This is a genomic window from Brumicola pallidula DSM 14239 = ACAM 615, from assembly GCF_000428905.1.
GTDB classification, from domain to species: domain Bacteria; phylum Pseudomonadota; class Gammaproteobacteria; order Enterobacterales; family Alteromonadaceae; genus Glaciecola; species Glaciecola pallidula.
In genome coordinates this window covers 92,699-106,027 of record NZ_AUAV01000014.1, presented here as the reverse complement: position 1 = coordinate 106,027, position 13,329 = coordinate 92,699, and the positions used below count along the sequence as shown (strand labels likewise).

11 protein-coding genes are annotated in these 13,329 nt (G+C 40.0%); 7 read left to right on the top strand and 4 right to left on the bottom strand.

Features of this window, described 5'->3' with window-relative positions:
• The first annotated feature begins 125 nt into the window (after positions 1–125).
• From G399_RS0105980 to G399_RS0105960, 5 genes are read left to right on the top strand one after another with little or no spacing between them, the layout of a single operon-like run.
• On the top strand, positions 126–1,337 hold the full coding sequence (locus tag G399_RS0105980) for an outer membrane beta-barrel protein (RefSeq protein ID WP_006011808.1): 1,212 nt from the start codon (positions 126–128) through the stop codon (positions 1,335–1,337).
• Between the two features lie 21 nt (positions 1,338–1,358).
• Positions 1,359–1,919, top strand: coding sequence for a polysaccharide biosynthesis/export family protein (locus tag G399_RS0105975; RefSeq protein ID WP_006011806.1), 561 nt, complete (start codon positions 1,359–1,361; stop codon positions 1,917–1,919).
• 14 nt (positions 1,920–1,933) lie between these two features.
• On the top strand, positions 1,934–4,183 hold the full coding sequence (locus G399_RS0105970; protein ID WP_006011804.1) for a GumC family protein: 2,250 nt from the start codon (positions 1,934–1,936) through the stop codon (positions 4,181–4,183).
• Positions 4,180–4,908, top strand: a complete 729-nt coding sequence (locus G399_RS0105965; protein WP_006011802.1) for a tyrosine-protein phosphatase — start codon at positions 4,180–4,182, stop codon at positions 4,906–4,908. The genes G399_RS0105970 and G399_RS0105965 overlap by 4 nt, the downstream gene beginning before the upstream one ends.
• A 31-nt stretch (positions 4,909–4,939) precedes the next feature.
• Entirely contained in the window at positions 4,940–5,671 is a 732-nt protein-coding gene (locus tag G399_RS0105960) for a VpsP family polysaccharide biosynthesis protein (RefSeq protein ID WP_006011800.1), read from the top strand.
• 1 nt (position 5,672) lies between these two features.
• Here the strand turns inward: G399_RS0105960 and G399_RS0105955 are convergent, their stop codons facing one another.
• The 4 genes from G399_RS0105955 to G399_RS0105940 all read right to left on the bottom strand — a co-directional run bounded on the left by G399_RS0105955 (position 5,673) and on the right by G399_RS0105940 (position 10,560).
• Positions 5,673–7,064 (bottom strand): O-antigen ligase family protein, encoded by a 1,392-nt coding sequence (locus G399_RS0105955; protein WP_006011799.1) that lies wholly within the window; start codon positions 7,062–7,064, stop codon positions 5,673–5,675.
• A gap of 99 nt (positions 7,065–7,163) precedes the next feature.
• Positions 7,164–7,757 (bottom strand): hypothetical protein, encoded by a 594-nt coding sequence (locus G399_RS20255; protein ID WP_006011798.1) that lies wholly within the window; start codon positions 7,755–7,757, stop codon positions 7,164–7,166.
• Between the two features lie 132 nt (positions 7,758–7,889).
• On the bottom strand, positions 7,890–9,824 hold the full coding sequence (locus G399_RS0105945; protein ID WP_006011797.1) for a bifunctional diguanylate cyclase/phosphodiesterase: 1,935 nt from the start codon (positions 9,822–9,824) through the stop codon (positions 7,890–7,892).
• Positions 9,825–9,903: 79 nt separating this feature from the next.
• Complete coding sequence (locus G399_RS0105940; RefSeq protein WP_006011796.1) at positions 9,904–10,560, bottom strand: transglutaminase-like cysteine peptidase; 657 nt, start codon at positions 10,558–10,560, stop codon at positions 9,904–9,906.
• 291 nt (positions 10,561–10,851) lie between these two features.
• Here G399_RS0105940 and G399_RS0105935 point away from each other — a divergent pair, with 291 nt between their 5' ends.
• Together G399_RS0105935 and G399_RS20250 are read left to right on the top strand one after the other, a co-directional pair.
• On the top strand, positions 10,852–12,003 hold the full coding sequence (locus tag G399_RS0105935; protein WP_006011794.1) for a glycosyltransferase: 1,152 nt from the start codon (positions 10,852–10,854) through the stop codon (positions 12,001–12,003).
• Positions 12,000–13,283, top strand: a complete 1,284-nt coding sequence (locus G399_RS20250) for an O-antigen ligase family protein (protein WP_006011792.1) — start codon at positions 12,000–12,002, stop codon at positions 13,281–13,283. Before G399_RS0105935 ends, G399_RS20250 begins: the two co-directional genes overlap by 4 nt.
• The last annotated feature ends 46 nt before the right edge of the window (positions 13,284–13,329 follow it).

The window sequence follows — 13,329 nt, the reverse complement described above, 5'->3', positions numbered from 1 at the left end:
AATAAACGATAGAAGTGGTGTTTCTTAAGACAGCTAAGAACTTAAAAACGAGATAAACACAGCGTTAATTTTTATTTATTTGGATTGCATAAATAACAAAGAGTTACACCAAAAGGGACAAAGGGATGAAAGTATTAAAAGTTACCTCCGTGATTATGTTGGTAATTGGCAGCATAAGTGTCAGTGCACAACAGTTTCAAAATCCAGCAAGTGTGGAGTTCGGTAGTTTCGACATCACTCCAACTGTCGATTTTGGCTTGCGTTATGACGATAACGTCATTCGCTCAAACGTGAATAAAATAAACAGTTGGTCGCAAATAATTTCACCACAAGTATTTATGTTAGACACCTTTGGAGAAAGCCAAGTTCGAGTTGGTTATCGTTTGCGCAACGAGCGGTTTTTTAGTAGTTCAGAAGACAACTACACTGATCACTTTTTCAATGCCGCCGTTGATTTTGAGCTTAATTCACGCAACCGGTTCGATATAGGTATCGACTTCATCGATGGTCACGAGGACCGAGGTACTGGCTTCTCAATTGGTAATGCCGAACCATTGACTAGCCCTGATAGCTATAAACAAAGCGAATTCGATATGCTGTATTCGCATGGTGCTTTTAATGCCGACGGCCGTTTGGATATTAACTTCAATATTACTAATCGCGATTACGATATAGATACACCGCAGTATCGCGCACGTGATAGAGCATTCACGAATGTAGGTGGTACATTCTTTTATCGTATTGGCGCGGTTACTGACGCTACTTTTGATATTATTTATAGAGATGTTAATTACAAATTTGACTCAAATGCATTGTCGCCATTAGACAGTAAACAAGTTTCTTACCTTGTTGGTCTAGAGTGGGAGGCAACCGCTCGAACCTCTGGTTTTGCTAAAATCGGTTATCAAGAAAAGAACTTTGACTCGCCTTTGCGCGAGGATTTTGAAGGCATAGACTGGGCCGCTGGTATTTTGTGGGAACCTGTTACATATTCAACAGTCAACTTCACCGCAAGCAACGATACGGATGAAACAAATGGTGAAGGCAACTTTATTCGAGGCCGCGATTACGCAGTAGAATGGCGCCATGATTGGATAGCCGACAAATTGAGGAGCGCAACTTCCTATACTTGGGGTACTGACCGTTATGAAGGTCAAATAAGTGATATGGGTATTCGTGAAGATGATTTAGTTAGATTTAGAGCCTCTTTGTACTATCAGTTTCGTCGTTATATGAACATCGAAGTAGGTTATATTTACGACGAACGTGAAAGCAACCGAACTGCCATTGAATACGACCGAAATCAGTTTATAATCAGCGCATTATTTACGTTATAGTGGTTAAAAAATGAGGCATTTATGACGTTGAAGCGACCATCACTAGTACGATATTTAACGCTGCTTGTTGTTTATATTTTTGTTGTCTGTGCAACTGCGCAGGCTCAAAGCAACGCTGACTTAGGCCAATATAGATTGGGTTCAGGTGACGTAGTAAAGATAACGGTATTTGGTCAAGAGGACTTGTCTGTGCAAACGCGATTATCAAATATCGGTGCTATTAATTACCCCTTCCTCGGTGACATTAATTTGGTTGGACTTACGGTCAACGAAGTTGAGAGTAAAATTGATACCGGCCTGCGTGGCGATTACTTAGTGAACCCGTCAGTATTTGTCACTGTGCTTGAATATCGGCCGTTCTTTATTGATGGTGCTGTGAATCGCCCCGGTGGCTACCCATATCAACCCGGTTTGTCAGTAAATAAAGCAGCAGCATTGGCTGGCGGTTTTACTGAACGTGCGTCACGAGAAAAAATTATCATCGTTAGGAAAATTACCGGTGTTGAAACTACCATTGAAGCTGCTGCCTCAGACGTCATATTGCCCGGCGATATCGTGACTGTGCAAGAACGCTTTTTCTAACTATAGAGACCTATATGGCGTCGCGCACAAACGAGCAAATTGAAGCAAAACTAAATGATTCGGATATCATCGACTTTGGTCAGTATTGGGGCACTGTTAGAAGTTACCTGTGGCGTATTCTCGGCTTAGCCTTTTTGCTGACCATATTAGCTTCGCTCATCGTGTTATCTATGACACCTCGCTACATTGCAACAGCGTCCCTTCTGATTGAGGCAGAGCAAGCTAATGTGCTCTCTATTGAAGAAGTTTATGGGTTGGATTCAAGTAGAAAAGAATATTTTGAAACACAGTACGAAATACTACGCTCTCGCCATATCGCTGGAAAAGTAGTTGATGAACTTAATTTATACGACAACGATCTCTATAATTTAGATATTATCAAAGCGAATAGAAGCGGTTTCGTTGAGTATGTTGATGCAGTCCTGGATTTTTTAAAAAATACATTACCATTTTTACCGCAACAACTTGAAGAAGTAAAAAGCGAACAAGAGCTACTTTTGGCAAGACGCTCTTATGCCATATCCCAGGTAATGGAATTTTCAAGTATTGCTCCGCTAAGAAACACGCAGGTAGTAAATATCTCCTTTGAAAGTTCTGACCGTAAACTCGCTTCAGTTGTAGCAAATACCTTATCTGACGTGTACATCGAAAACTACTTGGAAAGTAAATTGGATATGACCGCAAAGGCAACAACTTGGCTAAACGAAAGTTTACAAGGCTTACGCACAAAGCTAGATACGGCTGAAAAAAGCCTAGCTGAATTTTACGAGCGTGAGCAACTCGTTGACATCGACGGTGTAGTAGGCTTGGCATCGGAGCAACTTCAGCAGCTAAGTGACCAACTTATTGATGCACAAGTAATGCTGCAAAGAAACAGTATTATTTACCAGCAAGTCAATCAGTCCGGAGCCGACTTCTCGTTACTCTCTAGCTTGCCAGAAGTGCTAAACCATCCTTCAATTCAAAATATCAAACGAGAAGAAGTAGTGGCCGAAAGTAAAGTGTCCGAACTTAAAGAAGTATACGGCCCGAAACACCCAATAATGATTGCAGCTAATGCCGAGCTTAATTCAATTAAAAATAGTACTCGTAACCAAATTACGGCTTTAATATCAGGGATCACTACCGAATTTCGCACAGCTGAAAACAAAGTTGCTGCGCTTAATAAAGACGTTGAGGCTGCAAAGAGTGAGTTTCGTAAATTATCTAGCTTAGAAAATCAACGTAAAACACTACAACGTGATGTTGATACCAACCAGCAATTATATAATTCGTTCTTTACGCGTTTAAAAGAAACCGACCAGCTAGGCGGTTTTGAATCGGCAAATGCGCGAGTACTCGATGCAGCAACATTTCCTGAGGATCCTGCAAAACCTAAGAAAGGTTTAATTATCGCTGCTGCTTTTGTGATGAGTTTAGCTTTAGGTGTATTCTTAGCACTGTCGCTCGAGGCACTCAATAGTGGTATTCGGTCAGTTGATGATGTTGAGCGAAAACTAGGTCAACGTATGCTGGGTATCATCCCATGGCAGACGCATAAAAAAAATCAAAGCCTACCATTACGTCATTTTTTCGACAACAAGCATCATATGTTTAGCGAATCAGTAAGAACCTTGAGAACAAGCCTACAGTTATTGAATTTAGATAAGCCTTCGCAAACGGTATTGGTCACTTCTAGCGTGCCTCGTGAGGGTAAGAGTACCGTTTCAATTAACTTAGCGTTTGCCATGGGCCAACTTAGCAAAGTATTGCTTCTTGATACCGACTTACGCCGTCCTACTCTCGCTAAACAATTCGACTTACCCGGTTTTCAACCCGGACTTTCAAATTTAATTGCGGGTACTCATACGCTTGAAGAATGTATTGTGACCGATCAAAAATCAGGCATTGATTTAATTTGTGCAGGCAGTGTGCCACCTAATCCACAAGAACTACTTGCCTCTGAACAATTCAAGATATTGATGGCAACGCTCAAAACCAAATACGAGCATATTATTGTTGATAGTGCGCCAACTCAAGCAGTAAGTGACGCTGTTATTGTCTCTAAGGTTTGTGACTCAGTGGTTTACGTAGTCCGAAGCGACAGTACTAGCTATAAAATAATCAATAACGGTTTATCTCGCTTTATGCAGATTGGACATAGAGTTGATGGTGTTGTGTTAAACCAAGTTGACTTGAAAAAGGCCAAAAAGACCGGCGAATATTCCGGCTTTTACGACCAATACGGATACCAGAGCTATCCAACGGATACACACAAATCGTGATTGACCTACACAGCCATATATTGCCAGGAATTGATGATGGCGCTAAAACGCTTGAAGATGCCGTCGCTATGGCCAAGCATTCCTTTGAATTTGGCGTAACACACATGGTATGTACTCCGCATATTCATCAAGGTGTATTTGACAACAATCTAGCTACTATTACATCCGCTTTTGAACAATTAGTGTTGGCACTTAAAGAACAACAAGTGCCTCTAAAATTGGCCTTTAGTTGCGAAGTCAGAGTCACTCCAGACATACTGCCGTGGGTAAATGCAAAGTCTTTGCCTTTTATAGGTGAATGGGAGGGTAAACAAGCGCTTTTATTAGAATTGCCTCATAGCCATATTCCCCCGGGCGTAGAAAATTTAGTGCGCTGGTTATTTAAGAACAACATTCAGACCATCATTCCTCATCCTGAACGCAATCGCGATATTATTGCCGACTACAATAAAATACACATGCTAAAACGCATTGGTTGTTTGTTTCAAGTCACTGCTGGTGCTTTTATAGGGCGCTTTAATGAAAAAGTACAACTGGTCGCAGAGCGTTTGCTTGCCGATGACCTCATCACCTATGTTGCCTCCGATATGCATAACTTGCATCGTCGGCCTAATGATATGTTGGCCTGCAAACAAGCGATTATGCAGATAGCCGACAGCGACACTGCAAACGCGCTGGTTTATGATGTACCATCAACGATTTCTAGGAACCTAAATTGGCAGTAAATCTTTTGATGAATAGAGCAAAAAAAATATCGTGCAAACAAAACTAACTCAACAGATTAGCTATGCCCTGCTTACGTGTCGAAAATACCTTTTTGTGTTTGCATTTGGTCTTATCTCGCTGCTTGGTTTATACAATGCAACTAACTATGGCTTGGCTAATTTACATTTTTACTCTGCACAAAATGCCGTTTTAGCATGGCACGCAAATAATCAACTAGACAATGAAGAAAGCTACAACAACGCTGCTCAGTCTGCATATAAAGCTAGAAATCAACATCCAGCGCATCCGTTATATACCGATCTTTCTGCGCAAATATATGAATGGGGTGTTATTGGTGGTTATGAAGATGCGTCCGTCGCACTTGCAATCTCAAAAGAATTGTATATAAAAGCAACTAAAATGCGACCGACTTGGCCGGTAACTTATGCCTCCCTTGCGATGAATAAGTGGCGTTCAAATGAATTTGATGCCGAATTGCTTAATTACTTAACATTAGCCAATAAATACGGTCCAAAAAAAGCAGAAGTAAATATATTATTTGTAGAAATGGGCTTGGCTTTGTATCAGAATAATAAGCCATTTTATACCGAACTCAGGCCATATATAAAACAACGCATATCACAGGGCATTCGTAATTCTCAAAGCCAGACCAGAGTATTAGCTGCTATTGAGCATTATGGTGCCAAAAGAACAGTATGCCGATGGATGAGAGAGTCCGGCACCGCGGTAAGTAACAGCATCATAAAGTGCGTTAAAAGTTAATTCAGCGACTACTGCGAACCCTTCGAGGCCGTTGTAGCTGTAAACTACTTATAATCACACTTAAACTGATGAATATGACAAAATAACTCGCATTAGCAAACGCTTGCAATGGAAAATCGACTGTCATATGCAGTAGCATTCCTATTATCACCATGCAACACGCAAATGACGTACCTTTGAAAATTGAACTGCGCCGGTGTCGCATCGCCCTTGCTGACTTATAGAATGCAAAGCTTACTAAGAAAGCGAGAATGCTAATACTTGGAACGCCATACTCTATAGTCATTTGCAAAAAATCGTTATGAGCTTGGTCATAAAAAGCATCAACGTCGGTTGTTTTATAAGCTGGAAAGGTACTGTAAAAGCTTCCGGCTCCGGTGCCTGTAATCGGAAAATCAAGCACCATAGGCAGAGCATCTCGTATCACCTCATCCCTACTTTCTTGTTGTAGTGATGTTTCGGCCAAACGCTGCTGTACTTTTTCTAATCCAAACCAAGTGCTTACAATAAGAAGATCAATAACAAACATACTCATTATCAAGATTGTTAGGCCTTTACTTCGTTGTCTCACTAAAAACAGCGTCATTAAGCCCACTATAGTCATAGCAACAAAAAATGCCGTATTGCCCATTCTTGAACGAGACATAACTAGGGCGATAACCATAATGACTAGGCTAATGCGGATAAGCGCTTTACTGCTTAACATTGCAGTAGCGATTGAGCGCATCCAATCCTTGGGAGAATTCATCTGGTCTTTTTGTAAACTGGCGACCATCAATCCAATACCAGCCGCTAAACACATCATTAAGAAATTAGCGTAATGATTTTTATAAACAAAGCTTCCCGTTGCTGACTCGTTAACATCTAAGCCAAACACCAAACTCTGCGGTGCACTTAACAATATTTCCAGCGCACCATAAATAGCTTGGATCGTGCCGGCCGCAACCATAGTAGTTAGCAGAAGCTTGATGCGTTTTTCACTATCGACAAGCAGCAACGTACAGATAAATAAACAAAAGTACGCAAGAAGTTTCAAGAAACTAATGCCCGTTTGCCCTGGGTCAAGCGAAAAATAGAAAGTGGACACATGCGCCACTGCCTGCATTTCGTGCGCTTTAGGTGAAATTAAGGCAACTAAAAATTCAGGCATTGGAATGATTTGCAAACCAGCAAGAATGATAAACGCACCCCATACACATACGATTTTTAGGTGTTTTCCCAAACCTAAGTGGCTATCCCCCCTAAAATGCACGGCACACCCCATTGAAAGAGCGAATATAAGTATTTGGAAGAAGCTCCAAGCCCAAGGCCTATTTGCTCCAAGCGGAATCGGTAGCAAAAAAACGATAGCCAATAAGACATAAAATAAAAAGTTAGATGTTTTGCTACGCACTGTTTTTATTATTCTTTTATTATATTAAAAAATACAAAAAAGCCCCTAAACTAAGGGGCTTTTAAAGTGAATATCTTTAAAATTAGTTATCAGTAAAAACTAATTTGTTGACGCTGTTGTGTCACCACCACCAGTGCCACCCGAACCGATCCCCACACCTACAGGCTCTATAGGCTCAGGCGCTGGGCCTCTAGCAGGAGATAACGAGATGCTGGATGGGTCCGCGCCGGCTTGCAATGCGGCAATGAATGCATCGTCTGGGTTAATGGAGCCAGTTAAAGTAGCACCATCTAATACCTCTTGTGCAAAATCAGGATATAACACAATACCCAAAGTAATCACTTCGATGACCCTGTCTGGACTTTCTTCGATAAGCGTTTTAGTTACTTCGATTAAGCTGTTCACAATTACCATTTCACGATAGAACGCATTCGAAAGACTAACGTTAAACGCAATCGCTGATTTTGCTTCAGGAGGAAGCGTTGTATCTTCTTCTGTCATTGAACTATCAATTGCACCAGAAATAGCTAACGGAACCGTACTTCCCGTGCCCATTAATTTAACCACAACATCGTGCAGACGGTTACCCGGTTGCACTTCATCTCCGAACAAACTAACAGTATTAACTGGCTGTGCTAAGACAGAGAAAGCGCTCAAAGAAAGAAGCACTGCATATGTGATAAAACGACGCATTTTAGAATTCCTTAGTTTTTTAGGTATTCCTTACCTATGGATGCAATGTTAAATAGCATTGGTCATTAAAGCAACACAATAATCATTAGTAAAACCAATCAACTGCAAGATCCATGCTATTTAATATTAGTTCTAGTTATTATTCGCCCTTGGTGCGCCAATAAAATAGCCTTGTTGATAGTCTATTCCTGCTTTTTTCAGCCAGTCAGACTCTTCGATACTCTCTACCATTTCTGCAATGATTTTGATGTTCAAACCGTGCGCAATAGAAACTAATGATTGCACAAACAATTGGTTATCGGGCTCGTTTTGAATATGTCGAATAAAGCGCCCGTCGAGTTTTAAGTAATCGGGGCGAATATCTCGCAAATGAGTTATACCAGCGAGCTGAGCACCGAAGCGTTCAACCGTAATTTTCACTCCCAATTGCTTCAGCTTTTTCACGAAACCTGATAATTGATTGACATCATTGACCAATGCTCTTTCTGGAATTTCGAGTACTAATTTAGCGCAAATGTCGCTATTTTGGGGCAGTTTCAACAATAACCATGCTTGAAATTTAGGATCCAACATCGAAATTCGAGATATATTAATACCCACAGCACCTTCTGCTGAGGGTATTTTTAATAACGCTGCAGTTAAAATCATTTGATCTAGCTTGTCAGCATAGTCGAGTCTTACTGATGCTGGCACCAATTGAGCCATCGGCAACAATTCACTGGATGAACGATTCGGCAAGCGCGCGAACCATTCTTCATACAACACGTCACCGGCTTTTGAAACAATGGGTTGCTTGGCAAAATCAGCAGTGCCTATTTCAATTAATTTTTGAATTTTTTCACGCCATGCCTGATTTCCTTGGACTACATTGAGGTTTGACGCCAACTGCCAACGACGTGAAGCGGTGCTAGCAATAGCCAATGCACTGTCTACTTTTTCCATTGTCGCTTTTAAGTCATTACCACATACAAATTCAGTCGCACCGATGTGCGCGGTTCCTTGCTCGTACTCGGTCTTTTCTAGGCTTAAAAAGAGCGTTGCCAGTGCCTCTAACAGTTCGATGCACTGTTTTTTAGAGCAGTCTTCGACTACTAACGAAAAATCAGCACCATTTAAACGATATAAATTAAATTGCGAAAACGATCGTGAGGAGACGTTCTTGATAGCATCACAAACACTCAATAAGTAGCGGTCACCGACTTCAGCGCCAAAGCCATTATTGACTTGGGCCAAGCTACTGCAACGAATAATTAACAAAAAACCTTGAGAATGTTGTTCCGAGTCCGTTAATATTTGTCTTAGTGACAGTTCAAAAGCCCGTCTGTTGCCTACTTTGGTTAGTGAATCTGAATACGCAAACTCACGGTATTTCTCTGATTGCTCACTTAACTGTGTGAACATTTTGGATAACTTCTCAGACATGCGGTTGACCGCATTTACACAAATACTTAGCTCCGGCGTATGTGGTACGTTTTTAACCACCCCAAAATTTTTGTTACTTATCGCCTCCACCTGCGTTACTACGTCAATTAGAGGACGAGTAATCAATCGAACCATAGCCCACACAAACATCAAAGCTAATATAAAAATCGCGACTATAACCCAGAAGGTCTCAACTGTATTACGCCATAATTGTTCATATCCGAAGCCGGGGTTACTGGTTACTTGCAGCGTTCCAGCAATTTGCCAGCCGGTGTTCAAATTGGTAACTGCAACGGGCGCCTTTATTATAAACATATCAATAAACCACTCAGGTACTGATTGCATTGCTTCAGGATTGTTTTTATCTAATATAATCACACCGCCTGGTTCGGTCAATCGAATAGACTGGTAGTAGCCTCTGTCAAAAATAGCATTTGTCATGGTTTCAATAATAGGGATATTAGCTTCATCACCAACATATGGCGTAATCGATAACCCTAAAGAAGTCGCTGTGTCTTGGGCATGCGACGCTAATTGTTGCTGAATAAAGTCACGAGTATTATTAACGTTGACCCAAAGAGTGCCTATGAACACTAAAAATAGTATAACAAAAAAACCAATTCCGAATTGTTTCGCTAACGACATGCGTTACTTCCTTCCTTAAAACACGCTGCGCAGTGGGAAATGTGCAACTTTTTCAAAATTATAATGATAAGCAAGGCGACTAATACCCCTGCTTCATTCGTTCAGTTAAGTCCTGCCACAAGCTATTGTTGTTTTTAGATTGTAACTGTCTGCCTTGGCCTTTTGATTTTGCGCGCCACAAGCCATCACCATTAAAGCTGTATATGGGAATTAAATCACGTCTTTGTGTTGCAGGTAATATACGTCTATTTATATTGTCCAAAACCAATGGTACAGACACCGGTGTTTCATAGTATGCCAGTACCATATGTGCTTGGCGAGGTCTTGTGGCAGTAACATACATTAGACGTAGTTTTTCACTTGCCACACCCAGTTCAATCAAGCTGAAGTATTTTGCAATAGTGAAGTCTTCACAATCACCCCCGTTGGTGCCTAGAAACTCAATAGGTGTTGCCCAGTAGTCATTCTTGCCCCAATGCTGCTTGTCGTCTACAAAATCTATTTTATTAAAAAAACTATTTATTTCGTAGAGTTGGCTATCTACAGACTGGTTTTTTTGCTGCTCGAGGATAAGTTGCCAAGCGCGCACTCTTGCCACTGCGTCCTGGTTATAGCGAGTTTTGACGAGGTTAAAGAACTTTTCGGTAAAGGTTATTTCGGCTACAGCGAAGCCTCCCGACAGAAACAGTAGGATAATAAGACACAAAAAGTGCAAACTATATTTTTTAGTCGTCACAAATGTCCTTGATAATTATGCTGTACTCTTGCGACCAATATAACTATTTCAATATATAGCAATCCACATCACTCAGGGTTATATTCATTTTTATTGAATATTTGTCTCAGCTGATAATTAAACCTTAATTATTCAATCAACGGTATTCTGTTATTCTATACATGCGAATATAAAAGCATGCTCTTACATCTAAAACAAACTATGCGATGCGGTAAACATGTGAGATATGGGCTCTGCAGTATGAAAATGTGAAGGAAATAATATCAAAATTTTTGGACGTGGCGGAAAAGAATGGAATTAATCAAAAACCAACACATTGTTTTCGTTATCAATTCACTCGAAGGTGGCGGTGCCGAAAAGGTGATATGTGATTGGTTAACTGAAATGGAGCCGGTTTTTACGCAAAGCCGCTCAAAAGTCACATTGCTATTGCTTGACGATTTGCCTGAAGCCAACGTTGTCCCAAACTACGTTAATAAGCAGACGTTAGACTCTAAAGGTAAGCTATTCTCAAGCTATACCTGCCTAAAGAAAACCCTTATGACAAATAAGCCAGACATCATATTTAGTTTTTTAAACAGAAGTAACGTGCTTTGCAGCCTTATTGGTAGGCAACTAGATATACCTGCAATTATCAGCGAGAGATCCAACACATCACAACACTTCGGCAATTCTTTAAAAGGTAAGTTTAGTAAACTAATTGTTCGCATTGTTTATTCTAGAGCGAGCAGAATAATCGCAGTGTCTGAGGGCGTTCGCCTCGATCTTATTGCTAACTTTTGCATTCAGAGTGACCGCTGTACAACACTGCAGAATGCATACAATAAAGACAAATTAATTGAAAAATCAAACCTAGAGATCGAAGCAGAAATACCCGAAAACGGCTTTATTATTGCAATTGGAAGGTTACATTTAGTTAAAAACTTTGAGTTATTAATTAACGCTTATGCCCAGAGCAATATCAACATCCCTCTATTGATATTGGGTGAGGGTCCATTGCGAAAGAAACTTCAAAAGCAAATAGATTCATTGAATTGTACGAATAAAATTTTTCTAAAAGGCTATCAAGTAAATCCTTATCCTTATATTAAAAATGCAGCGTATATGGTTTCTACCTCAAATGCGGAAGGTTTTCCGAACGCTATTGCAGAAGCGCTTTGCTTGGGTACGCCTATTGTTGCGACGAATTGCGAATCAGGCCCTGCCGAGATATTAGCTGACGATGTTTATTTTACAACCATGGACGCCGAAATTGTTAAATATGGAGTGCTTTGCAAGCCCAAGTCGATAAATGCGGTAAAAAGTGGTTTACGTTTAATGACAAAAATTGACAAGACTGCAGCTTATCGGCAAACATTGCAGACTCGGGCCCAACAGTATTCGTTTGACAACGTTAGAGCCACCTTAATAGCTGAGATCAATCGCTTGGTAAAATCTAAATGATATTCGAAATTACAAAAATATTACTCACTGTTATTTCGTTTTTTATTTTAGTGAAAGGTATAAAAAATTCGCCAAACAAGTACGTTCAATTCTTACTAATTGCATTTTGGTTAAGGTTTTTTTTGGGTGCATTTCATGAATTTACCTATGTCCCAGTAATCGGGCCATTTTCGCTCACCGCCTTCTTTTCAATACTCGTCGCTGCAATGGGACTTTTGTTGATCCCTAAGCGAACGCTGTTTCTGAAACAGTTAATGCTACTTTACGTATTTTTCGCGACGATTTTTTTAAGCGCCGCATATAATGGGCTCTGGACAGGTTTTATTATCGTATTAGTCAAATGGCTTTATTTTTTAGTGATCACCTGTTGTCTTTATCTTGCGTTAAATAAAAGTGGAATAACAGCAACATTTAAACCACTGTTAATCGCCTTTTTCTTGCCTATTTCATTGCAAATTGCATCGGTATTTCTAGGGGCGAGAAAAGCAACCGATAATGAAGGCCTCGCGTTTAGCTATATTGGAGGCTACTTTCATGAATCCGCTTTTTCTATGATCCTAGTCACATTTTTAGTCGTTTTAAGCCTGTTAAAAAAACAAGATGTCAGATCCCAAACGTTATTATTCCTAATCGGCGCTATCGGTATATTGTTAACCAATTACAGAACCGCTATCATCGCAGCATTACCTGTTTTACTTATTTTCTTTTTTAGCAAAGCGGAATCGAAAATAGAACAAAAATATCGTCCGTATTTTATTCTTCTATTTGGTTTTGCGTCGTTATTTTTACTTTCTTTATTCTTCACATTTAATCAGGAAAGATTTGCCGATATCGGATCTGTTTTAGGCAGTATTGAAGATTTGATCAAAGCGCCATTTTATTACACTGAAATAGAAAAAGACTTATTTTCTGCGCGAATTTATATTTGGTCTCAATATCTGTCGGCGTTTTTCGAGGCAGACACTTGGACGCATATTTTTGGATTTGGTCCCGAGTCGTACGAAGGTATATTTGAAAAATATGCGCATAACACATTTGTTTCGTTTCTATATGAATATGGCTATCTCGGATCCAGTGTTTTTATCCTGTTTAATATTCTCTTATTAAAAAATGCTTTTTTATTAAGAAATAAACAAATTTCCTCAAGAATATTTTATTCTCTTATTGGTTTTTTAATTCTAAACTTAGCAACGATGCCTTTATGGGCCTTAGAGGGAATGATTATCTATGCAATGTTAATTAGCGTCATTTTTTCGAAAAAAATTGTCGAACGTGTTTAACGTATTTATAACCCAACATTTTATTCATGGTCGCTATTGCCTTAGT